Origin of the sequence: Niallia circulans (genome assembly GCF_007273535.1) — a bacterium.
Classification (GTDB): Bacteria; Bacillota; Bacilli; order Bacillales; family Cytobacillaceae; genus Niallia; species Niallia circulans_B.
The window spans coordinates 1432232-1456738 of the sequence record NZ_RIBP01000001.1; the positions used below are offsets into that span (position 1 = coordinate 1432232).

The following is a 24507-nucleotide window of genomic DNA, read 5'->3' on the forward strand; positions in this document are numbered from 1 at the left end:
ACCTGGTTCGTAAATGACATGTAAAAGAGCAATTTACGTAAAAATATAGCACATAATTATGTAATTTACGTACATACTATTCATTATTATTTTTGGTGTTTAATAAAAAGATGTCGTTTTTACGTAAACAGTTATATTTCAATTTTTTTTTAATAAGAGATAGTAGTTAATGGGAGAATTACTGACTAACTTTAAATTGGTCAATGTATATCCGTAAGTCACATACATTTAGTATATAAAGACACTATATAAGCCCACTACTATTAGTGGGCTTATATAGTGTCTTTGTTAAATTGTAAATATAAAATATCAACAAAACACTTATATAACAACGTTTTATTATAGACACTATATATAGACACTATTATAAAATAGAATAGAGTTTTTTAACTATATTTACATCGAAAAAACGGTAAAAAACACCCGTTTTTTATAAAAAGTGCATTTTCATCTGAATGTGATCTATATTTCATGAAGGTATCGGGCTGAAAATCATAATATTATAGATATAGTGACTTTAAATAGACACTATATAAAACCCCTTTTATCAAGGGTTTTATATAAAATTATTAATTTATAAGTCACAAAAACTGCCATATAGACACTTGTATTAGAGACTATATTTAGTTATTATATAGTTTATAAGTATATGATAGGAGGAAGATTCTTGGATCATACCCTTCATGAGTTACATAAGCATGTTAAGTTTAGTGATGAGGTGCTGGAAATGTTCATTGATATTATTGGACAGGATCCCGGCTTGCTTAAGGTATTCCAGTACATAGCAATTGAAGAACAAAAGAATAAAGAGCGAGGTGTTTCAATAAGCCACATCATTGAAAATGTTAAGGTGGAACGTCTTGTTAGGAAAAACGTTGGAAAAAACAAGTACGTATATGAAGAAGTATTTACGAACATTGAACGTAAAAACGTCGAAAAAATGGTAGATAAGCTTATGTTTATGTCGCTTATTTATCATGAAGCAATTAAACCCTATAAGTTTCTATTTCTAACAAATCGTGGAAAACAACTTATAGCTAAACTAGTAGAGAATAAATCGAAGAATAAGGAGCTGCGTAAATAATGGCAAAAACATTTACAAAGAACCAGCCTGCAATTAACATCACAATGGTAGGTTTTGGACAAGCTGGGACAAGAATGGCAGACCGCTTTGCTGCTTTTAAAAAAGAAGATAATACGTCTGTTTACAACTGTATCGCTTTAAATAGTAATGATGGTGATTTGGCTGGATTAAAGAACATCTCAACAAATAACAGAGTAAGCTTGGAGCTTGGTGGACTAGGTAAAAACCCAGAAGAAGCTATACATATATTGGAGAGAAATGACAAAGCAAAGGATAAGCTGAAGTCTTTTATACAAGAAAGAATTAGACCGCAAGATGATCTTGTTATGTTTTTCGCTGGCCTTGGCGGTGGAACAGGTACTTCTACTATCGTGAAGGCAATTGAGGAATTTTATGATTACAATAATAAACCGAAAATCATTGAAGAATTTAACCTTATTCGCAAAGAGCTTGGTGAAGCTGAAGTTAAAACGAATCCAAAGAAATACTTAAAAGAAGCTTCTATCCGTGCAAGAAAAAAATTCATTAAAATTGGTATAGTTGTGACGATTCCAACACGTGCTGATGGTCCAGATGCTCTTCGACAAGTGAATAATTTTGCGCAGCAAATCTGGGATATTGCGAAAAACCCGAATAAAGGTGTTGCTTTCGTAGTTTTTGCAGACAATCAGCATTTCTACGATGAGTTTAAACAGTTGCCAGAGAACAGCAGAAATGGCATTGATAACTATAGAGATTATGCTAACAATGAAATTGCAGAAATTTTCCATGAGTTAAATACAGCCACAACTGGCGGTGGTACAGCGGTTACCTTTGATAGTGCTGACTTTAGACGAGTAATCCTGGAGCATACGGGTTCACTTGTAATCAGCAGGTTCTCAAAGTCTAGCAACACTGTTAGAAACGGCCATGATGTGACTGCAATGTTTAAGGATGCAATTGATAGCAGTAATCTTCATCAGCCTATCCAGTTATTTGATAAAGAAACGAACACATCAGCTCGAATCCATCATATTGGACTACTTGCTATTCTTGATAAATCAAATGATATCGGCAGTTCTTTCATTGATGATGCTAGAGAGGAAATTATTGAAAAGCTTCCGTTAAATGGTACGGTATTTAGTGGGTATTTAGAGGAAAAAAACAATTTTTCAACTAGTGTTTATACTTTCTTTAAGGCAGATGCCCTTCCAGAGCGTCTTGCTAAAGGTTTAGTGAAGGAATATGAAGATTTTAAAGCAAGACAGCAAGAAGTAAGCTACCAACAGTCTGTGATCAGTTCTATTGCTGCTGCAAGTGATGACGAGGATTTTGACCTTGATTTTGCTGAATTAGGCTTAACAGAGTACTTGGGTAATGATAAACCAGCTGAAAAAACGGAACCAGAGAATGATATTGACTTAGATGATATTGATTTAAGCTTGCTTGATGATTAATTTACGTTCTAAAAGCTCTATTAATCCCCTTTTTTGGTTCAATTAAAATAGAATCTGCTCTAATCAATAAAAAAGATGCTTTAGGAACTGCTCCTGAAGCATCTTTTTTACATTTAGTTGTATATTACCCCACCATTGATGTATTTTCCGTAAATTACCGTATCAAGTTATAATTCTTTTAGTAATAGATCCTATAATTCGTCTTTAACGCCCTTTTTTTACGTTGTAAACGGTTCGTAAGCCTTCCTTTTACGTAAATATACAGATTATTTCCAATAATATCCTTGGAATAACAGTTTTCTCTCGTACATCCACGTAAATATTGCATTTTATGTACATAGTAAATACGCTATTTTTATGATTTATGTACGTTAATGAGGAAAAATACATCTCGTAAATAATTAGTAAACCACTAGTTTACGAAAAAGATAGTTACATAAAAGGGCAAATATATATAAATTTTACGTTCAAATTACATAAACAAAGTAAGTACAACCGTAATTTTTACATAAAAGCTATATGCAGTATTTATGTATAATTATTAATAGTACTTGTAGATGTACCGTGAATGGATAATCTATGTAAAATGAACGTAAATATTTACGTAAACAAAACAACTCGATGTCATAAACGCACATTACAATTACATAAATAATTCGTAAAGCGATAAACCTTAACGTAAATATAAAATATATTCACGAAAATGATTCATCGTAAAAGGTTCGTAAAAATAACACTTACGACACCGTTCAACTAGAATAATGTAAAAATTACGTCGATAAATACATGTTTTTCTTGGGTGATATAACATTTACGTAATCAGTACGTAAATGAATCAGTTGGTATTAGATATTTTACGTCGTAAACAGGTTGTAAAAGAGTATGTTTACGAATATCCGGATTAAAACAGGTGTTCTTGTGGTAGAATGAACGGAAATTTACGTAAGGTTACGTTGAAGATTTGGTATATTTTTTGTAATGTGAAAAATGTTTAACGTAAATCTAACGTAGTAATTATATTAATAAAACAGAGGGAAAGTCGTAAATGATTCGTAAAAATACCCTTTACAAGCTTTGATTTTTTGCAAAAGTAGGTGTAAAATCAAATAAAGTGTATTTTTTGAGCAACTGGAGGTGAGCAAGGTGGAAGACAAACATCAACGTGAAGAGTTGAGAGAATTATTATTGGAAGAATTTCAATATGATCAAATATATAATCTAGCATTGTCGCATACTTCGGAAGAGGATATTTGGACAGACTCCATTTTATCTATAAATCCTGATACACATTATGTAGCGATAAAAGCAAGTGAATTCATAGGCAGGGATGATGCCACAATTAGGCATTATTTACGGAGTGAGCTTTCTGATATATACATTAAACCACAAAAGCACGGCAGATATTACCGCCTTAATTACATAACAATCTTTAGGATACATCTTATTTCATTATTAATGGAAAAGGTGGGCATGACTACAAACCAGCTGTTAGTGGAATTGGGTGCAGAGCCAACATTTGAATCGAATAGAAAGAGTTCAAATGATGCTTTGATTGAACAAATTTCGAACTTTAAAGAAGCTGTTAATTATTTATATAACAGCAATATGAATTATCAGAACTTATTGCTTGAAATCCTTGCGATGGATCGTTCTGTTAATCAGCTAAAATATGAAATTACTCATCTCGAAAGAGAAATGAGTGAAAGCAATCAAGAAATTAAACAGTTAGAATCGACTGCCTATCAGAATTATTTGCTAGACAGGCAGAATCACATTATGGTTGCAAGCTTAAGAAAAAAACAAAAAACATCTATTTTTTCTTTGTTTAAGAAAGAAACGGATGATGAGCCGCTTATTACAGAGGAAGTTGATAAGCAACTAAAGGATAAGCGCTTGGATGCTATTAAGGATCAAATTGCCCAGCTGAAATCAGATATTGAAGCATATAGCGGCAAAAGAGAAAACCTTGTCAAGAAATTGACAGAGGATGAGAAGAAGCTGCTTGTACTTACGGAGCAGCAAAAGTATATGCTTTCTGACAGCAATAGTGGCAGAATGATTGAAGCTGCAGCCGATTTTGAAACAGTTGAATAAATAACTGCAAATTTATAAGGACCCAGGTGACGGATAAGAGACGATGATTCTCTTTCTGTTCATTCTGGTTTTTTTTTATTTTCTCCCATTCTATAGTATGTTATTAGGTTCTTGGTTATGATAAAATGTAGCATTTTATTAAAAAAGGGACATATGTCCTTTCTAACTTATCCATTTTTCTTTTTAATAAGAAGAGAAGGGTGGAAGGATAAATGAAAGGTATACTGTTTGCTTTACTTGGTGGAATGTTTATAACGATTCAAAATATAGCTAATGCCCATATTCGTGAGGATATTGGTATATGGCAAACGGCAAGCTTAACCCAGTTTTCCGGCTTTTTATTGGCAGCCGTAATCCTTTATGCTACTAGAGATATAAACTGGAAAAGTGTCGGAAGTGTTAATCCAATCTATTGGTTTGGAGGAGCATTTGCAGCCTTTATACTTTTTAGCAATATGGAAGCAATTCTGCAGATTGGGGTTACATTTACGGTTTCCTTTGTGTTAATTTCGCAGCTATTAATAACCTTTGTTATTGATATTAATGGATGGTTTGGGATAAAGAAACGGAAGTTAAAAATTGCTGATATTATGGGTATTGTGATGATGATTGGTGGTTTACTATTATTAAAACTTTGACTGGCGGGAGAATATGAAGGAAATCAAGGACATAAGGGAGCTTCATGCCTATTTAGAGCAACATCAATTAACACATATTTTTAATGACCGTTTAAAAGAACATGCTGTATTATGTGAATTTGAGCAAGGAGAAACAATTTGTACACAAGGTGAGTCTGCGCGCTCTCTTTACGTCCATGTTAGTGGCAAAATAAAGGTATATACAACATCACAGGATGGAAAAATTCTCATCTTATCATTTAAGCAGCCTTTAGAAATAATTGGTGATGTAGAATACGTCAATGGTGCTGAACTCCTTAATACAGTTGAGGCCACCTCTGCAAAAGTAAAAATGATTAGAATTGATTTTGAATGGTTGAAAAAGCACGGGAATGATGATGCTGCATTTCTACTTTTTCTGCTGGACATAATTGCTCATAAATTTTACCGGAAATCGACAGCTATGAGCTTTAATTTAATGTATCCGGTTGAAGTCAGACTCGCAAGCTATTTGCTATCTGTTTCGGCAGTGAAGGAGCATACATTTATTGATAGGCTTGATTGGCTTGATTTAAAAGATGTAGCTAATTTTATCGGCACAAGCTATCGTCATGTGAACCGAATAATAAAGCAATTTTGCCTTGAGGGGCTAATTGAGAAACATAAAGGGGTTATCGTTATTAAAGACAGAGCAGGACTTCAAATAATGGCAAAGGATAATATATATGAGCAGTAAGGGGGAAATGAAATGCTGGGAATATTACTTGCTATAATGGCAGGAGGATTAGTTGGGGTTCAAAATATATTTAATAATAAAGTGATGGAGAAAGCAGGCTCTTGGACAACGACAACACTTGTGCTTGGAATGGGATTTTTGGCTTCTTTTATAACTGGACTTGTTGTGGAGGGCGGAAAGCTGTTTGTTTTCACAAACATGGAGCCGTGGTATCTGGTAAGCGGCTTTATCGGTGTAGGAGTGGTTTATTGTATAACATCAGGAGTTAAGCTGCTTGGACCAACATATGCAATTGCAATAGTAATGTTTGCACAGCTTGGCTTTGCTTTAATTTCTGACACTTTTGGCTGGTTCGGTACGGACCCAATTCCATTTACGCTTAAACAAAAAATCGGAGTCTTTATCATTATTGGCGGAATCCTTATGTTTAAGTTAGGTGATTTAAAAGGACGAGAAACATCTGCAGTGTTAAAGAAAGCAAGCTAAAGGGCCATGAACAGCCCTTTTTTTGTTTTTAAAAATACGTTTTTTCTTGCAGTGTATGTTTTCTGGAAAAAGACTCTTCTATTAGAGCTAATAAATGGGAAGAAGCCTTTCCAGTTAAATTATTAGTCCTTCTTAACAATCCGATTACTGGTGCAGCATCAATTCCGTTGATTTCTAATACTTTTGTGCCAGGAAATGGGAAGGAATGGGCAGTGCGTGTAAAGAGGGAAATTCCTAGTCCTGCTTGAACATAGTGTTTATGTGCCATGCTACTGGATATTTCCAGTTTTTTATAATTAGAACCGATAGTCTCAACAATCGTTTGCTCGATTTTGATCCGAATTGGGCAATTATGAGGTGTAAATAATATTGTTTCATTTTCAAGATCCTTTAATTCCACTAATGTTTTTGTGGATAGAGGATGAGAATCAGAAACAAGCAGCACGATATCATCATAATAGAGTGGCTTAAAAACATTCTCCATGGAAACTTCAGGTGCACCGCAAATAGCAAAGTCAATTTCATCCTGATAAAGCATTGTACTTAAAGTATTGGCGTCAGCAACAAGAAGGGAGATTTCTATTTTAGGATATTTTTGGATGAAATCTGCCATTATTGCTGGCAGTTCAAGACTGGCTGTAGGCTCGGAAACCCCAATTCGAATCAAGCCTGCTAAGCCTCCCTCTAAGTCTTGTAATGTCTTATCTAAACGGTCGTATTCGCGTAACAGTGCATTGGCTCTTTCATAGAAAAGGCGGCCAGCCTCTGTCATCTTCAATGTTTTTCCTCTTTCCAACAGCTTCTCACCGACTTCTTCTTCCAGATGTTTAATATGAAGAGTGATGGTAGGCTGTGAGTAGTTTAATGCTTCGGCAGCCTTAAGGAAATTGCCGTATTTTACAATAGTCGTGAATGTGCGAATTGCACGAATCTCCATGTATAAACACCTCTTTTAAGTCTTAATTTAGTAATTCTGAATCCTGACATTAATTTTACTGATTATACTTTCTGAATTATTTGCTTTATTATAATCTATATTATCAACTAATCCAAGTGGTTTAGAAGGAATTTTGAAAGGGGAAGTAAAAATGCCAACAATTACGATTGTAGCTGGTGGGAATTCCATCCACTCTCGCCTAACGGGTGTGTTAAATTATGCAAAAGAATTTTTAGAAAAAGAAAACATTGATCCAACTATTATTCAAGTCCATCAGCTTCCAAGTGAGGCACTAATAAAAGCTGAATTTAATAATGAAAAAATTACAGAAGCAAACCAAATAATTGAAAAAAGTGATGGAGTAATTTTCCTAACTCCTGTATATAAAGCTGCGTATTCAGGTATTCTCAAAACATATATTGACTTACTTCCACAAAAGGCACTGAAGGATAAGGCAGTGTTGCCGCTCGTTCTAGGTGGTACATATGGCCATTTATTGGTGATAGATTATGTCCTTAAACCTGTGCTTATTAACTTAGGAGCTTCCAATATTAATAGTGGAGCGTATATCCAAGACACCCAAGTAACAAAAAATGAGGATCATTCCTATAGTTTGGCAGATGAAACAAAAGCAAGGCTTAATGATGCATTAACTACATTTATAAAATCAATCGTGAGGTGAGAAATTTGACCATTAAATTAAGCATTCTCGATCAGAGTCCAATTGGTGAAGGAGAAAAAGCAGAGCAAGGTCTGCAAAACACAGTGAAATTGGCTCAGGCTGCAGATTCTTTTGGGTACAATCGTTTTTGGGTTTCAGAGCATCATAATAATGACCAATTAGCAGGTTCTGCCCCAGAAAGTTTAATTGGATTCCTGCTGGCATCGACAAAAAATATCCGCATCGGATCTGGCGGAGTTATGCTGCAGCATTATAGCCCATTCAAAGTGGCAGAGGTATTTCATGTGTTATCGGCACTGGCACCTGATAGAGTTGACCTTGGTGTTGGCAAAGCACCAGGAGGCCTAAGCCTTTCAACAAAGGCATTACAGGAGGATAAACGAGAGGAACAAAAGTCGTTTGAAGAAAAGCTGGCTGATCTTCATTCATTTATTAATGATGAAGAAAATGTACTTGAGTTAAAAGCGGCTCCTGCACCGAAAGTAAAACCAGATATTTTCCTGTTAGGTGGTAGCGCAGAGAGTGCTGAGCTTGCTGCAAAGCTAGGAATTTCCTTTGTGTTCGCTTACTTCATTAACGGAGAAGAAAATATTCTGAAGGAAGCAAGAGACAGATTTAAACAGTTTTCACCAAATGGAGGAGGTGAATTCCTGCTGGCATTAACAGTTGCCGTTGCTGACAGGGATGAACAAGCGGATGCTTATATCAAGCAAAGGGAATCTGTCAAAGTCATTTTTGCTGATGGCAGGAAGTTAAATGTAGGCTCATTAGAGCAGGCAGAAAAAGTAATAAGTCAAGCAGGAGAAGCAGAATATCAGCTGCTTGTGCAAAAAGCAGGCTATGTGGCTGGTACAAAGGAAAATGTAAGAAAAGAACTAACTTTACTTGCTGAAAAGTATGAAATTGATGAAATAATTTCCTTATCACCAATTGTAAATATTGAGGATAGAATTTATTCTTATAAGCTACTTAAAGAAGCATTTGCAGAAGATAGTAAGCTCAAACAAAAAAATAATCAAGGAGTGGGAATATAATGAGTCAAAATAAAAAAGTAGTTGTGTGGAGCAAAGTTGGATGCAGTTATTGTGAACAGGTTAAATCTTATTTATCCGAAAATAATATTGCGTATTCTAAAATTGATGTAACAGAAAATGATTCTTTAAGAGATGTACTTGAAGTGAAATATGGCATCCGTTATGTACCTGTAATTGAAATCGGTGATGGTGTATCCCCAGAGTATAAAGCTGTCTTTAAAGTAGATTTAGAGGCATTAAAAGAAGCACTAGTTTAATTTTTTAACTTAATACTGAGTATTTTTATAGGAATAATTACTTTTTTAAATAGAAGAAGGGTGGCTAAATGATGGCAAATGATAAAAAAATAAAGTTTGGTGCAATGATTCACGGTATTGGCGGAACAACAGATGGATGGCGTCATCCATCTGTTCCTGCAGATGCTAGTGTCAGTCTTCCATTTTACAAAGAAAGGGCAAAGCTTGCTGAATCAGCAAATTTTAGTTTTATCTTTGTTGCAGATGGACTCTCCATAAGTGAAAAGTCCTTACCTCATTTTTTAAACAGATTCGAGCCGCTTACGTTGCTCACTGCCATCGCGGGAGCAACAGAAAAAATCGGACTTGTCGGCACATTATCCACATCCTATAGCCAGCCTTTCAATGTTGCAAGACAATTCCTGTCATTAGATCATATTAGTTCAGGCAGGGCAGGCTGGAATGTTGTCACATCTCCATCAGCAGGAGCGGCTCAAAATTTCAATGGCAAGGACCTTCCATCACATGAGGACCGTTATAATAAAGCGGCTGAGCATCTGCAAGTCGTAAAGGGGCTTTGGGATTCATGGGAAGATGGCGCCTTCGTCAGAAATAAGGAAACAGGGGAGTTTTTTGACAGAGAAAAGATGCATGAATTAAATCACGAGGGGGAGTTCTTTTCTGTCAAAGGACCGCTGAATTTGGAAAGATCGCAACAAGGCTATCCTGTCATATTTCAAGCTGGCTCATCAGAAAGAGGAAAATCCTTTGCTGCAGAGTCTGCTGACGCTATTTTTACAGGACACGAAACGCTGGAGGAAGCGATTGAATTTTATCGCGATGTAAAAGCAAAAGCAGCACAAAATGGACGCGGACATGAAGAGATTCTGATCTTTCCGGGAATTAGCCCGATAGTTGCAAACACAGTGGAGGAAGCACACAAAATATATGAGGATTTTATCAGCTTAGTTCCAATTGCTAATGCCATTACCTATCTTGGCAGGTTTTTTGATCATTTCGATTTCAGTACTTTTCCACTAGATGAGCCATTCCCGGAAATTGGGGATGCAGGTAAAGAAGCTTTCCAGAGTACAACAGATAAAATTAAGAAAATGGCAAAAGAGCATAAGCTGACACTCCGTCAAGTAGCCCAGCAGGTTGCTGTACCGAGAAGTACATTTATTGGTACTCCGGAAATTGTTGCAGATAAGATTCAAACCTGGTCTGAAAGCGGTGGAGCAGATGGTTTTATTATAAACTCTGATATTCCAAGCCAATTTAGAGAGTTTGTGGAAAGGGTTGTGCCTATCTTACAGGAAAGAGGCATTTACGAGAAGGAATATACAGGCAGCACATTACGAGAACATTTAGGGATTAAAAAGCCAAGCAATCAAAATAGTACAAATACAGCACTAGAAGTATAATCGGGTAATTAGTCTATGGGGAAATTTATTGTAAATAGAATGATTGCTGCCGGTTTTGTACTGCTAGGGTCTTTGTTGTTAGTGTTCTTCATCAATTATTCCCTCCCGGGAGATGCGGTAGATCAAATGTTGGAAGGAACAGGTGCCACACCTGAAATGGCCGCTAATTTACGGATAGAGCTAGGTTTAGACCTGCCTTTCCACACTCAGTTTTTTGAATATTTAAAAAATATTATAAAAGGAGATTTTGGACACTCCATCGTTAATAATGCGCCAGTTTTAGACAAAATCATTACACAGTTTCCTGCCACCATTGCCCTAACCATCGTAAGTGCGATACTTTCCATTATTTTTGGTATTACATTAGGGGTTTTTTCAGCCATTCACCATAACAGTGTTATCGATTATGTTGCTAGATTAATAGGTTTATTTGGCATTTCAATGCCTACCTTTTGGTCAGGTATTTTATTAATTCTAATTTTTTCTGTCACACTCGGCTGGTTCCCCTCAATAGGATCAGACGGTTGGATTACGCTAGTTCTGCCTTCTATTGCATTAGGGCTTGTCGGTTCTGGAGCGATTGTCCGCATGGTCAGAAACAGCATGCTGGAGGTTATGAATGAGCAATATATTCTCACATTAAGATCAAAGGGGCTATCAGAAAGAGCTGTTATGTATAAACACGCATTAAGAAATGCGTTAATTCCATCCATTACGATTATCGGAATGATGATCGGGGATATGCTGGGCGGAGCAGTTGTTATTGAAACAGTATTTTCAAGGCAAGGAATTGGAAGATTGGTTGCAGATGCGATAACTGCGAAGGATCTGCCAGTCGTCCAAGGAGTTGTGTTTTTTTCAGCCATCGTATATATAACCATCAATTTTTTAGTAGATATCTCTTATTCTGTTATTGATCCTCGTGTCCGAAAATCATTTTAGGAGGTGTAACTCACTTGAAAGAAACGGTATTGACCGGCCAAATCAAAAAGCTTTCTGTTATTAAAAAGAGAAGCAGGATTTTTCTCCCGGAGCATGCTTTTATTTATGCGGCTTGCGGCATTATCCTTTTTTTAATGATTTGTGCAGTTTTTCCACAGTGGATAGCACCATATGCACCAACAAAAATGTTTACAGATGAAATAATGCAAGCACCTTCAGGCGTTCATTTCTTAGGAACAGACTATTTTGGCCGTGACGTTTTCAGTTTGATTGTCTATGGAAGCAGAACGTCCTTAATAATTGGTTTTCTATCAGTAATTGCTGCCGCTGCTACAGGGATGATAATCGGTTCTGTTGCTGGTTATGCAGGAGGAATAGTTGATCTTATTTTCATGCGGATTATTGATATATTAATGACAATCCCAGGCATGCTCCTATCCCTTGCATTTGCAGCCGCATTGGGACCAAGTCTAATGAATATAATACTGGCCATATCTATAGCCGCTGTACCGGGATATGCAAGGTTGATGCGCAGCCAAATCCTTACTTTAAAAAGCCGTAACTTTGTGATTGCGTCAAAATCAATTGGAGTAAGCAATTTCGTTATCTTTTTTCGCCATATCCTTCCTAATGCCTATTCACCACTGCTCGTCATGGCAACAAATGGGTTAGGTTCTTCCATACTGCTTGGAGCAGGATTGAGCTTTTTAGGCTTGGGTGTTGTCCATGAGGTTCCTGATTGGGGCACATTATTGTCACAGGGTAGAGGCTATTTGGCAGCTGCGTGGTGGATTGCTACATTTCCAGGTATTGCAATTACATCCTTTGTGTTGTCAGCAAATATAATCGGCGACAGTCTCCGCGACTTCCTTGATCCGAAGAAAAAGCAGAAAGGAGACAATGCTTAATGCTTGATATTAACAAGTTAAACATAGAGTTTAAGACGAAAACAGGCAGCATAACGGCAATTTCTGACCTTAATTTGTCTATTAAAGCTGGTGAAACGGTCTGCTTAGTCGGTGAATCTGGAAGTGGAAAAACAATCACATCGAAAGCCATTATGAGATTAATAGAATATGAAAATGGAAGAATTTCTAATGGAGATATCTCTTTTCAAGGAACAAATCTAACTTCTATTGACGAAAAGATGCTCCAGCATATAAGAGGAAAGAAAATCGCGATGATTTTCCAGGAGCCGTTATCTGCCTTTGACCCAGTTTTCACAATTGGCCACCAAATAACGGAAATGATAAGAAAACATCAAAGTTTATCGAAACAGGCAGCTTGGCAAAAGGGAATCAACTTACTCAAAAAAGTCGGTATTTCTGAGCCAGAGCATCGAATGAAGCAATTTCCTAATGAATTCTCAGGAGGAATGCTGCAAAGAGCCATGATTGCTATGGCCATTTCCTGTGAGCCCGATTTGCTAATCGCTGACGAGCCGACTACAGCATTGGATGTTACGATTCAGCTGCAAATCATTGAGTTATTAAAGTCATTAAAGAATGAATTTAATATGGGCTTGCTTCTGATTACGCATGACTTAGGAATTGCGGCAGAGCTTGCCGACAGAATTGTCGTAATGTATGCAGGTGAGGTTGTGGAGAATGCAACTGTCTCTCAGTTATTTCACACACCACATCATCCTTATACAAGAGGACTGCTTAAATCTATTCCAAAGATGGACACAGCAAATAAAGGAAAGCTTTACTCAATTGAAGGCAGTATTCCTAGCTTAAATGAGCTGCCGGAAGGATGCCTATTTCATCCGCGCTGTCCATTTGCGAATACACAATGCAAGCGGGTGAGACCAAATCTTGAAAAAGTTAATGATCGCTATGCTGCTTGTTTTTATTCCGAGGAATTAGTCACAAAGCCCGAATGGAGCTTGAGTTATTCAGAAAAGGAAGAATTTGAGGTGGTTAATGTTACGAAACCGGAGCCAGCTAGCACTGAAATATTAGTGGATGTTCATCATGTCAGCAAGCATTTCCCGATTGGTAGAGGATTTTCATTAGCAAAAAAACAGGTGAAAGCTGTAGATGATGTGTCATTTACTATTAATAAAGGCGAAACATTTGGCTTAGTTGGAGAATCTGGAAGTGGCAAATCGACACTAGGAAGAGCCATTTTGCAGCTAGAAAAATTGACTGGCGGTGAAGTGCTATACGCGGGTAGTCCATTATCAGGTCTCAGCAGCAAAAAAATGGGCAAATACCGCAAAGAAATGCAGATGATCTTTCAAGACCCTTATAGCTCTGTCAACTCTCGTCTAAAAATAGGTGAGATTATCGCGGAGCCGTTAAAGTGGCATTTAAATCTGTCAAAACAGGAAATACAAGCAAGGGTGGAGGAGCTGCTTGAACAAGTCGGATTAAAGCGAGAATGGGTATCCAGATACCCTCATGAGTTTTCAGGTGGGCAGCGACAAAGAATCGGAATTGCTAGAGCGATAGCACTAAATCCAGCATTTATATTGGCAGATGAGGCTGTTTCCGCTTTGGATGTTTCTGTACAGGCTCAAATAATTAACTTGCTTCAAGACCTCCAAGCAAAATTGGGTTTAACTTACTTGTTCATCGGTCATGACTTAGGTGTCGTCCAGCACATTTCTGACAGAGTCGGTGTGATGTATTTAGGCAAGCTTGTGGAGATTGCTCCAAGTAAAGCCATCTTTCAGGAGCCAGCACATCCATATACAAGAGTGTTGATTGACTCTATTCCAAATGGAAAAAGGACAAAGAAGCTAATAGCAGAAGGAGAAATTCCTTCACCTGCAAATCCGCCTTCAGGCTGCCGCTTCCGAACAAGATGCCCTTTTGCTACAGAAAAATGTGCTAAGGAAGAACCGGCATTAAAGGAGATTGAAATAGGTAGATATACAGCTTGCCACTATCCGTTATCAATTAATTAGTGTTAGAGCGAAAAAACAATTGTTTCAAGGGGGAATAGATGATGAGATTAACTCGATTGCGAAAATCAATCTTATTTTATATGCTTGGAGTTTTGCTGCTGTTAACAGCCTGCCAGCAATCAAATGAAAATACATCTGCCAGTGGAGATGCTGTACCTAAAGAAGGCGGAGAATTGGTTTATGGCTTAGCAACACCGCCTGATAGTCTTGATCCTCATACTAGCGGAATGGCTGTTTCAACAAGGGTGAATAACAGCATTTATGAAAAGCTTGTTTACCAGACAGAGGATAACAAGATTGAACCATGGCTTGCGACAAGCTGGGAGGTTTCAGATGATCAAAAAACCTTCACGTTTAAATTAAGAGATGATGTTACCTTCCATGATGGCAGCAAATTTAATGCCGAGGTTGTCAAATATAACTTTGACCGCATTGTAAATCCTGAAACAAAGGCTGCAAGTGCCTATGCACTTATTGAAAATTATGAGTCATCAGAAGTGGTGGATGACTATACCGTGAAAATTCATTTCTCTGAGCCTGCAGCGACCTTCTTAAGTAATTTAAGTCAGCCAAAACTAGCGATTGTTTCCAAAGAAGGTGCTGAAAAGTATGGATTGTCGCTTGCAACAAATCCAGTCGGTTCTGGTCCATTTAAGTTTGTCAGTCAGGATGAAAATAATGAAATTGTGTTGGAAAAATACGATGATTACACAGGCAAGGCACCATTTGCTGAACATGAAGGAAAAGCTTATTTAGATAAGCTCATATACAAAATTATTCCAGAAGAGGCAACAAGAATTGGCAGTGTTCAAAGCAATCAATTGAATGCTGTTGAAACAGTACCGCCTCAAGACTTGAAGTCTATTAAAGCAAATGGCAACTTGAAAATTTTTGAAACAGAAACGGCAGGCATGCCATATGGCTTGTTTATTAACCCAGAAAATGCACCGTGGAACGAGCTTGATGCCAGAATTGCATTGCAAGAAACAATTGATGTCGATAATATCGTCAATACGCTCTATTTAGGAACATATCAGCGGGCATGGTCTGTTATAACACCAACCATATTAGGGTATGACAAATCACTTGAAAATACAGGCAAGGTTGACGTAGAGGATGCAAACAAACGCTTAGAAAATCTTGGCTGGAAGAAAAACAGTGAAGACGTAAGAGAAAAAGACGGTAAAGAGCTGGTACTTCGCTTAATAGACAGTAATGTCAACAGGGAGAAGCGTCACGATATTGCTACCATCATACAGCAGCAAGTAAAGGAAATAGGAGTTAAACTCGAGATTACTACATCAGCAGAATACTATAATATTACAAAAAATGGTAATGATTATGATGTTATCGGCAACAGCAGGGTAGCGGGAGATCCGGATGTTCTTCGTCTATTCTTCCATTCTGATAATCTTCCTGAAAATGGCGGGTCGAGCCTTGCTAGACTTCATGACGATGAAATTGATCAGTGGCTTGAAGAAGGCGAGCTAGAAACAGATACAGACAAAAGAGTGGAATTATACAAACAGGTCCAGCAAAAACTAATTGGCCAAGGATATTTTATTCCTATCTATGTATTCCCATATACTGTAGCAACCTCTAATGATGTGGAAGGTCTAACTTTTGATTCACAAGGATACCCACTTTTTAATGATGTTTTTATTAATAAGTAATAATAAACCATAATAAAAGATGAAAATGGGGGAGTATGATGAAGTTTATCTTATTTTCGCTAATTAGTAATAACACCAATCCAATCAGCGGTGAAACATTTACTACCCATCAGAAGCTGGAAAATGTCATTAATCAAGCTGTATTGGCTGAAAAGCAAGGATTTGACGGCTTTGGAGTTGGGGAAAGGCATGGTCCGCCATTCCTTTCCTCTTCACCTGCTGTAGTGCTTGCTAATATTGCCGCAAAAACAACAAAAATACGTTTGTTGACGACCGTAACTGTATTAAGTGTCTTGGATCCAGTCCGGGTTGCCGAGGATTTTGCGACAGTAGATCAATTATCAAGAGGCAGACTAGATTTGATTATAGGAAAAGGGAATGATCCACGTCATTACCCTCTATTTGGAATTACAGAGGAAGAACAATGGGAGTCCCTTGCAGAAAGGTATGATTTGTTAAAAAGATTATGGTCAGAGGAGTCTGTTAATTGGAGCGGCAAGTACCGAGCACCACTACAGAATGTCACAATTGAGCCAAGACCATATCAGAAGAGCATTCCTATTTGGCATGGAAGTGCATCTAGCACAGCTTCGACCGAACTAGCAGCTAAAAACGGCGATCCGATATTTTCTTCCAATGTCTTTCACCCAATTGCAAAATATAAGCAGCTAATTGACCATTATAAAGAAAGGTTGGCATATTACGGTCATGACCCGCAGAAGGCAATAATCGGCTCTGGGGCAGGCAGTTTATATATTGCAGACACAAAGGAAGAGGCAATCAAAAAGTATCGGCCCTATTATAATGCTTTTATGAATACGGATGCTTCTAAGCATAATAATTCACCATTTAAAAATTTAGAAGACTATGTTGAAAATGGACCGTCCTTAGTCGGATCAGCAGATGCTATTATCGAAAAGATTCTGCTATACCATGAAGCATTTGGCCATCAAGTGCAAGGATTGAGTCTTGATGGTCTTAGTGAAGCAGAACAGAAGGAGCAAATTCAGCGGTTTTCCGAGGAAGTACTGCCTGTTTTACGAAAGGAAATACCTGATTTTATCTGGGAAGAACCAAAAAAAGTGGCCCCAAACGGATTATAAACCAAGTAAACACATAAGTTTTAATTGATTATTAGTTTTATTGAATGAACACTTTATTAATACTAATTAGTCAAGAAGCGAAAAACATATTATATTATACATATCCAATCAGGATACATGGATATAGATAGATAAGAACAAGGAAGGAGCGGAGGCTTACGCAAATGGTTGGCATTATGCTACTTGACTTTCAATAACTAGAAGGAAGTAAACCAATATCTTTAAAAAAATACACAGAATGGAGAATTTGTATGAGTGAAGATATCTTTCGCATCGCAACAAAAGAAGACGCCCCAGCATTTCTAGAATTATTGTCTAGTGCATTCAAGTCGGTTGGAGAACTTGGCATCAACTGGCCATCCACAAGAGCCACGCTAGAAATGGTAACAGAGAATATCGTCAATTCTACTGCTGTTGTTTTAGAACGGGACGGGAGACTTATCTCGACTTTAACAATCCGCTTTCCGTGGGAGAGTACAGCACCAGTGTCAGGCTATCCATTTGTTTGGTGGTTTGCTACTGCACCAGACTTGAGCGGACAGGGAATCGGAAATAAATTATTAGAATATGTAGAAAATACACTGCTGCGTGACACATTTAAGGCACCTGCTTTTACGCTTGGAACTTCTGGCAAAAAGCATCCTTGGCTTTTGGATATGTACAAACGGAAAGGATATAAGGAATATTTTCAGCATGAAAATGATGGCGACATTGGGATTCTGATGTATAAAGTATTGATTCCAGAACGCTTCGATGAAAATATTCTTGGGACACCGCCGTTTAGCGATGCCAAAGCGGAAAAGACTTCTGTATAACAAGAAAGGAGGCAGCCCATGGGAGAGTTTTTTAAATGGGAATACGTTATTACCCTTTTCCCAAAAGTGTTGAGTGCCCTTCCTACGACCCTTTTGATCGTATTATTCGCAACCTTAATTGGAGCTGCTATAGGTTTACTGATTGCTTATCTCCGGATAGAAAAGGTGCCTGTATTAAGCCAATTATGTATTGTATATGTTTCCTTTGTAAGAGGAACACCAATACTTGTTCAAATGTTCATCGTTTTTTATGGTCTTCCCAGTTTGCTCGGTTCTATTGGGATTGACCTATCACAGTGGGAAAAAATCTACTTCATCTATATAACCTATGGCTTGAATGCAGCTGCATTCTTTTCTGAAATTTTCCGATCTTCCCTATTGAGTGTTCCTGCATCACAGTATGAAGCAGCAGCCTCAATAGGGCTAACGAAAGGGCAGACTTATCGAAGAGTGCTGATACCCCAAGCAAGTAAGATAGCGATGCCGAGCCTTGGAACGTCTATTATCAACCTGCTGCAAGACACGTCTCTTGCCTTTTCTTTAGGAATATTAGATGTAATGGGCAAGGTTCAGACTTTAGGGGCTTTATACTATCGAGTCATGGAAGGCTATTTCATTGCCGCTGTTATCTTTATCGTGTTGAGCATTGGCTTAGAGCAGTTGTTTGGTTTGATCGAAAAGAAATATCGGTACCCGAAAAGAAGCAAAAAAAGCATTAGAACACCAATTTTACCAAATGGTAAGAAGCTGCTGCTGTTGCCAAATGGAAAAAACAAAGTAAATTAAAACAGATGAAAGTGGGAAATAGCATGAGAATACTGCCGAAATATAAGACTTGGAAGATTATTGGAATAACTGCTGCGCTTGGATTAGTACTAGCAGGCTGCGGAAAAGGTGAAAACACAGAAAGTGCCAGTGTTGGGAACAATGATTCTGATGCAAAAGAAATTATCGTCGGAACTGGAAATGCCTATCAGCCGTTTGTCTATTTAGATGAAAACGGAAAACTGACAGGCTATGAAAAAGCAGTTCTTGATGCAGTTGATGAAAAGCTGCCACAATATAAATTTAAATATGAGTCATATGAATTTAAAAATATATTACCAGCACTTGATGCGAATAAAGTTGATTTGGCAGCACATCAGTATGAAATCAATGATGAAAGACAGGCCAAATATTTGTATGGGAAAGTAGGCTATACAGATTATACAAGCTATATTGTTGTTGATGCAAATTCAAAAAACAACTTCCAGTCATTAGATGATTTGGCAGGAAAGACAGTTTACACATCAACTGGAAGCAATCATGCCTATATATTGGAACAATACAACAAAGAGCATGATAAGAAGATTAATATTGTATACGGCAGCGGATCAAATGAAGTACTTGTCAAGGATCTTCAGACAGGCACAATAGATGCAACATTGCTGACTAAGTTCGATGTAAACAAATTAAATGAGCAATTTAAAGCAGATTTAAAAACATTAGGAGAGCCTGCCTATGTTTCTAAAACATATTATCTTTACAGCAAAGATGATACAAAGCTTCAGGAAGATATAGACGGCGCCCTTGAAGAATTAATTGATGAAGGAAAGCTTTCCGAAATATCTGAAGAGATTCTTGGAGCAGATTATACGAAATAAGAAAGGGGGAGGTATAAATGGACTTCGATTTCCCATTTATGTTTAAGGCATTTACAGCTGCATTGCATTATCTGCCAACAACGCTGCTGTTAGGGTTCGTGCCGCTCCTGCTAGGATCTGTTATTGGTCTTGTTATTGCACTTGTACGATTTTATAAAATTCCTGTCCTTTCCACATTTTTCAAATGGTTTGTGACTGTTTTTAAAGCAATTCCCGTCATTCTTATCTTATTGGTTACGTATATTATCAGTTCAGACATGCTGGAACAGCTGGCAAAGTCCATGTCCTGGGACATAAGCTTTAAGAATATTGATAGGAGATGGGTTGCGATTTTTGCCTTGACCTTATACGCAACAAGCGGTCTGTCAGAGATATTCAGAGGGGCGCTTTCAGCCATTCCGAAGGGTCAGTTCGATGCTGCCTATTCGGTAGGATTATCAAGAGTGCAGGTCATCAAGAGAGTAGTGATTCCACAAGTATTTCCTATCGCCTTTCCGATGATTAACAGCACATTAATTTCTCTTATTAAGGCTTCTTCATTAGTTTCCATGGTTTCGGTTGTGGATATATTAAACGGTGCTCTGATTGAGGCAAATGTTAACTACCGTTTCCTTGAAGCGTATGTGGCTGTATCGTTAATCTACTGGCCTATGTGTGCAGCACTGGAAGGGATATCATCCGGCTATGAGCGTTATTTCAGCCGCAGCAAAAGGAGAAGCTTCGCATGATTACAATTAAAAATATCTCCAAACGGTTCGGTAAAAATGAAATTATTAAAGGCGTTGACTTGGAAATTAAAAAAGGTGAGGTTGTTGTCATTTTAGGTCCAAGTGGTTCAGGAAAAACGACTTTTTTAAGATGCTTAAACTTTCTTGAACGGGCAGATGACGGTGAGCTAACAATTAGTGATAAAAAAGTCCACTTCAAAAAGGCGACCTCCAAGGATATCCTGGAAATTCGCCGAAAAACTGCAATGGTCTTTCAGCAATATGACCTTTTTCTTCATAGGACAGCAATCGAAAACATTATGGAGGGTCTAGTCATCGCAAGAAAGGTGTCAAAGGCGGCAGCATATAATAAGGCATTAGAGCTGTTGGAGAAGGTTGGTTTAAAGGGGAAGGAAGACTCCTATCCACACCAGCTTTCCGGCGGCCAGCAGCAGCGTGTCGGCATTGCAAGAGCATTGGCACTTAATCCAGAGGTTATCTTGTTTGATGAGCCTACTTCGGCCCTTGATCCTGAACTTGTTGGAGAAACATTAGAGGTAATTAAAAAGGTTGCTGAAGAAGGAGTAACGATGGTTATCGTTACACATGAAATGAGCTTTGCTTATGATATCGCTGATAGAATCGTCTTTATGGAGGACGGTGTCATCGTCGAACAAGGTACTCCAAAAGAAGTGTTCGAACAAACAAAGGAGGAACGGACAAAGCAATTTCTAGCCCGTTTTGCTTATGAAAGATAATAAACAAAGCTTTATTTCGTTGGAAATAAAGCTTTGTTTTGTTTGAAGAAAGGGAGTTTTTTCATCTAATTAACAGCACTAATAAGTACGATACTAAGTTATTAAAACCATGCGCAATAATGGACGTTTCGATCCGATTTGTTCTTATATACACGAGTCCTAAGAAAAACCCTAACCCGCTATACAAAATCATTCCAGTTAAAGAGAAACCAGCCATCATATGCATTCCACCAAACAAAAGGGAGCTGAAAATAAGGCCCACATATTTGTATTTGGAAAAAACATGGCCGATAATCACTTTACGGAAGAAGAATTCTTCAATTATAGGTGCAAGTATAGTAACTTGAATAATTGTAATATAGCTAGTATGAATTAATACCTCTACCGCTTGTTGGTTTTGGGGAGCTTCCTCCATATTTAAACCAAACAACAAAGCAATAATGACCATAACAATGACGGTTACAAATTTTCCTCCGATGAAAACAAAAAGGGCATAAAGGAAATCCTTCCCCTTTATAATCGGTTTTCTCCATTGAAATAAAGATGTTTTGAAATAAAGGAACATAATAAAGCCTAAGATGATAAACAGAATGAGAAAGTTAAGGATAACGCTCATCATGGCGGTACTAATTTCGTAACTTCCAAATGAAATGCTCTTTGTCGTCCCCACTCTAAACAAATCCAAAAGCAGTTGGATTCCGATTGGCAAAATTGTCATGATAAACAGGTATGTCAAAAATGACCATATATATTTATTCTTGATGAGCTTCTTCAATTGCATATCTCCTTAAATCTAGAATAATACAATTATACTAAATTGTTTTTCCAGTTGATAGAAATTAGTATGTAACAACAGTATCAAACAGTAGTAAATAGTTTTCTGGAAATAATTTTATAGATTTATGGGAAAAATAGTAGCCGAAAAACTAGTAATAAAGTAACATGTAAGAGAAAGATTACCATTTTATTATATTTTATTGGGGTGCTTAATTTTGGAATCATTGGTTTACATCGGTTTATTTCTTTTTATTTTTGCTATTTGTTATTTGGTGTTTCATTTTATTCGAAAGCTTAAAAACAGACAAAAGAGAATTTCTAAGCTTCTGCTACTAATTCCTTTAATTGGAGGCATTTTATTTTTTTCTATAGGGGTTCCATATATTGATAGTGGAGAGACTCAAAAATTAAATGAATCTTTAGAGGCTAATACAAAACTGCAGGCAGAAGTTAAAAAGCTCAACACTAAACTGACGGAGTTTGAGTCTACTAATGTTGAACTTACTTCAAAAAATAAAGAATTGACTGCAGATAATAAAGAACTAAGCGCAAAGGTAGAGGATGGCACGTCTGCGGAAAAGGATCTAAATGTTCAAAAAGAGTCCTTGGAAAAAGATAAACAGAAGCTAGAAGATAATGTAACGGATTTAGAGAAGGAAATTAAAACGTTAAAGAATAATGTAAGTGACTTAGAAGGTGATTTAGCAAGCGCAAAAAAAGAAGCAACAACCGCTTCTGCTAATGTTTCAAGTCAATCATCTTCAAACCAAACTACAGCGAGTACAACATCTTCAAGCAGTGGGTCTGAGTACTTTGCAAACTGTACGGAGCTTCGAGCAGTATATCCAAATGGAGTAGATTCTTCCCATCCAGCGTATCAATCGAAAATGGATAGAGACAAGGATAACTATGCTTGTGAAAGATAATAGTAGATAACAAAGGCATCAGAAAAAGCGGTTGAAAAGGGTCATAACGCAGGCCGTTTTTGATCGTAGAAAGATCAGGTTTTGTAACCTGGTCTTTTTTTAATTGAGGGTCTATTCTATTCTAAAGTGGATGGTGAAAACAGTGGGTGATATATTAAGATTAGTATAAAAAACTATAATAGCTGGAGATTTAAAATATGGAATGGAAACCAGATAAAAATAACAGTAAGGCAGTTTATAAACAAATTGCAGATTATATGGAAAAAGGCATCCAAAATGGACTGTTTCCGATTGATAAACCATTACCGTCCGAGCGCAAGCTTGCAGAGGCTTATAAGGTTAACCGCAGTACGATTGTTGCTGCGTATGCAGAGCTTGAGGCAAATGGACTTGTGGAAAAAAGAAGAGGCAGTGGCACGGTTGTCAGCAAGGATATTTGGGGACTTGCGAAAAAACGTATTCCAAGCTGGAACAAGTATATTGAAAGAGGGTCTTTTCAGGCTAATATGCCTGTTGCTCAGCACATTAGAAATATTTCTGAAGAAGAAAGTCTTGTGAATTTTGCCAGTGGTGAGCTGTCCGATGAACTTATGCCAGAGGAATATGTTCGTAAGATTATTAAATCTGGAGAATTTTCAGGGCATTTAGGCTATGATCATCCTCAAGGGAATATCTGCCTGAGAGAAACGATTGGAGAGCATGTGAAGCGATATAAAGGGATTAATGCCAATCCAGAATCTATTCTCGTTACCTCTGGAGCACAGCAGGCAATACACTTGATTATTGAGTGTTTGCTTAAGCCAGGAGATGCAGTAGTGATCGAAAATCCGTCTTATCATTACAGTCTCCCGATATTCAAGTCAGCAGGGCTGAATGTGTTTCATTTGGATATAAGCAAAAATGGTATTAACCCAGAGGAATTAATTGATCTGCACAAAAAGCATCAAATAAAAATGATTTTTCTTAACCCTATTTTTCAAAATCCTACAGGAACATTGCTGTCTGTCGCAAAACGAAAAAGAATATTAGATTTGTCCTCTGAGTTTGGCATACCGATTGTGGAGGATGATCCATACAGCCTCCTTAACTACACAGGGGAAGATACAGCATCATTGAAGTCTTTAGATGAAAATGGAAATGTATTGTACATAAGCTCCTTAACCAAAATTGCCGCATCAGGCTTTAGAATTGGCTGGGTAATCGGACCTCAGCCAGTTATTGAAAGACTTTCCGATGCTAAACAGCAATTTGATTTTGGACATTCTATTTTTTCACAGTGGTTAGGCAATGAATTTCTTCGTTCTGAATACTTTGAAACGCATATTCAATCCTTAAAGATTAGGCTCGAACAGAAAAGAGATATAATGATAAAAAGCATAACAGAGTTATTGCAAGACCAAGTTGATTATTTCTTTCCACATGGCGGAATACACTTGTGGTGCAGGTTAAAGATGGGCATTGATGAAATTAAACTATTGGAACA

Annotated in this window: 23 protein-coding genes and 1 pseudogene; 22 read left to right on the forward strand and 2 right to left on the reverse strand. The window is 37.3% G+C overall.

What is annotated here, in order from left to right; all coding sequences use genetic code 11:
- The first annotated feature begins 667 nt into the window (after positions 1 to 667).
- The 6 genes from CEQ21_RS07910 (at position 668) to CEQ21_RS07935 (ending at position 6453) form a co-directional block, all read left to right on the forward strand.
- Positions 668 to 1084: a hypothetical protein gene (locus tag CEQ21_RS07910; protein ID WP_127738405.1), complete on the forward strand. Its 417-nt coding sequence runs from the start codon at positions 668 to 670 to the stop codon at positions 1082 to 1084.
- A complete protein-coding gene (locus CEQ21_RS07915) occupies positions 1084 to 2520 on the forward strand; it encodes a cell division protein FtsZ (RefSeq protein ID WP_185764012.1) in 1437 nt (478 codons plus the stop codon). Before CEQ21_RS07910 ends, CEQ21_RS07915 begins: the two co-directional genes overlap by 1 nt.
- 1143 nt (positions 2521 to 3663) lie before the next feature.
- Positions 3664 to 4614: a PH domain-containing protein gene (locus CEQ21_RS07920; protein ID WP_185764013.1), complete on the forward strand. Its 951-nt coding sequence runs from the start codon at positions 3664 to 3666 to the stop codon at positions 4612 to 4614.
- Positions 4615 to 4826: 212 nt separating this feature from the next.
- Positions 4827 to 5252: a DMT family transporter gene (locus CEQ21_RS07925; RefSeq protein ID WP_185764014.1), complete on the forward strand. Its 426-nt coding sequence runs from the start codon at positions 4827 to 4829 to the stop codon at positions 5250 to 5252.
- A gap of 13 nt (positions 5253 to 5265) precedes the next feature.
- The gene (locus CEQ21_RS07930) at positions 5266 to 5967 is read left to right on the forward strand and encodes a Crp/Fnr family transcriptional regulator (RefSeq protein ID WP_185764015.1); all 702 of its coding nucleotides are present in this window, start codon (positions 5266 to 5268) and stop codon (positions 5965 to 5967) included.
- Between the two features lie 12 nt (positions 5968 to 5979).
- Complete coding sequence (locus CEQ21_RS07935; protein WP_185764016.1) at positions 5980 to 6453, forward strand: DMT family transporter; 474 nt, start codon at positions 5980 to 5982, stop codon at positions 6451 to 6453.
- 28 nt (positions 6454 to 6481) lie between these two features.
- Here the strand turns inward: CEQ21_RS07935 and CEQ21_RS07940 are convergent, their stop codons facing one another.
- Positions 6482 to 7390 (reverse strand): LysR family transcriptional regulator, encoded by a 909-nt coding sequence (locus tag CEQ21_RS07940; RefSeq protein WP_185764017.1) that lies wholly within the window; start codon positions 7388 to 7390, stop codon positions 6482 to 6484.
- 151 nt (positions 7391 to 7541) lie between these two features.
- On the opposite strand from CEQ21_RS07940, the gene ssuE reads away from it, so the two are divergent.
- From ssuE to CEQ21_RS08010, 14 genes are all read left to right on the forward strand, one after another.
- On the forward strand, positions 7542 to 8072 hold the full coding sequence (gene ssuE / locus CEQ21_RS07945) for an NADPH-dependent FMN reductase (RefSeq protein ID WP_185764018.1): 531 nt from the start codon (positions 7542 to 7544) through the stop codon (positions 8070 to 8072).
- 5 nt (positions 8073 to 8077) lie between these two features.
- Positions 8078 to 9106 (forward strand): LLM class flavin-dependent oxidoreductase, encoded by a 1029-nt coding sequence (locus tag CEQ21_RS07950; protein WP_185764019.1) that lies wholly within the window; start codon positions 8078 to 8080, stop codon positions 9104 to 9106.
- The gene (locus tag CEQ21_RS07955; protein WP_185764020.1) at positions 9106 to 9363 is read left to right on the forward strand and encodes a glutaredoxin family protein; all 258 of its coding nucleotides are present in this window, start codon (positions 9106 to 9108) and stop codon (positions 9361 to 9363) included. Before CEQ21_RS07950 ends, CEQ21_RS07955 begins: the two co-directional genes overlap by 1 nt.
- Positions 9364 to 9434: 71 nt before the next feature.
- Positions 9435 to 10766: an LLM class flavin-dependent oxidoreductase gene (locus CEQ21_RS07960; RefSeq protein WP_185764146.1), complete on the forward strand. Its 1332-nt coding sequence runs from the start codon at positions 9435 to 9437 to the stop codon at positions 10764 to 10766.
- Between the two features lie 15 nt (positions 10767 to 10781).
- Positions 10782 to 11708, forward strand: coding sequence for an ABC transporter permease (locus tag CEQ21_RS07965; RefSeq protein ID WP_185764021.1), 927 nt, complete (start codon positions 10782 to 10784; stop codon positions 11706 to 11708).
- 14 nt (positions 11709 to 11722) lie between these two features.
- Positions 11723 to 12616 (forward strand): ABC transporter permease, encoded by an 894-nt coding sequence (locus CEQ21_RS07970; protein WP_419181579.1) that lies wholly within the window; start codon positions 11723 to 11725, stop codon positions 12614 to 12616.
- Positions 12616 to 14622 carry an ABC transporter ATP-binding protein gene (locus CEQ21_RS07975; protein WP_185764022.1) on the forward strand — a complete coding sequence of 669 codons (2007 nt, stop codon included), beginning with the start codon at positions 12616 to 12618 and terminating at the stop codon, positions 14620 to 14622. The genes CEQ21_RS07970 and CEQ21_RS07975 overlap by 1 nt, the downstream gene beginning before the upstream one ends.
- 38 nt (positions 14623 to 14660) lie before the next feature.
- The gene (locus CEQ21_RS07980) at positions 14661 to 16295 is read left to right on the forward strand and encodes an ABC transporter substrate-binding protein (protein WP_235907202.1); all 1635 of its coding nucleotides are present in this window, start codon (positions 14661 to 14663) and stop codon (positions 16293 to 16295) included.
- 38 nt (positions 16296 to 16333) lie between these two features.
- Positions 16334 to 17398, forward strand: a complete 1065-nt coding sequence (locus tag CEQ21_RS07985; RefSeq protein WP_185764149.1) for an LLM class flavin-dependent oxidoreductase — start codon at positions 16334 to 16336, stop codon at positions 17396 to 17398.
- Between the two features lie 251 nt (positions 17399 to 17649).
- Positions 17650 to 18213, forward strand: a complete 564-nt coding sequence (locus tag CEQ21_RS07990; RefSeq protein ID WP_185764023.1) for a GNAT family N-acetyltransferase — start codon at positions 17650 to 17652, stop codon at positions 18211 to 18213.
- A gap of 18 nt (positions 18214 to 18231) precedes the next feature.
- Positions 18232 to 18999, forward strand: a complete 768-nt coding sequence (locus CEQ21_RS07995) for an amino acid ABC transporter permease (RefSeq protein ID WP_185764024.1) — start codon at positions 18232 to 18234, stop codon at positions 18997 to 18999.
- Positions 19000 to 19022: 23 nt separating this feature from the next.
- Positions 19023 to 19856, forward strand: a complete 834-nt coding sequence (locus tag CEQ21_RS08000; protein ID WP_185764025.1) for a transporter substrate-binding domain-containing protein — start codon at positions 19023 to 19025, stop codon at positions 19854 to 19856.
- A 17-nt stretch (positions 19857 to 19873) separates the two neighbouring features.
- The gene (locus CEQ21_RS08005) at positions 19874 to 20584 is read left to right on the forward strand and encodes an amino acid ABC transporter permease (RefSeq protein WP_185764026.1); all 711 of its coding nucleotides are present in this window, start codon (positions 19874 to 19876) and stop codon (positions 20582 to 20584) included.
- A complete protein-coding gene (locus tag CEQ21_RS08010) occupies positions 20581 to 21321 on the forward strand; it encodes an amino acid ABC transporter ATP-binding protein (protein ID WP_185764027.1) in 741 nt (246 codons plus the stop codon). Before CEQ21_RS08005 ends, CEQ21_RS08010 begins: the two co-directional genes overlap by 4 nt.
- Positions 21322 to 21382: 61 nt before the next feature.
- Here the strand turns inward: CEQ21_RS08010 and CEQ21_RS08015 are convergent, their stop codons facing one another.
- Positions 21383 to 22096, reverse strand: a complete 714-nt coding sequence (locus tag CEQ21_RS08015) for a CPBP family intramembrane glutamic endopeptidase (protein WP_185764028.1) — start codon at positions 22094 to 22096, stop codon at positions 21383 to 21385.
- 802 nt (positions 22097 to 22898) lie between these two features.
- Here CEQ21_RS08015 and CEQ21_RS27470 point away from each other — a divergent pair.
- A pseudogene (locus CEQ21_RS27470) lies at positions 22899 to 23024 on the forward strand (excalibur calcium-binding domain-containing protein); the annotation flags it as partial.
- 197 nt (positions 23025 to 23221) lie between these two features.
- Positions 23222 to 24507, forward strand: a 1286-nt coding sequence (locus CEQ21_RS08025) for an aminotransferase-like domain-containing protein (protein WP_185764029.1), incomplete at its 3' end; no start/stop codon positions are given.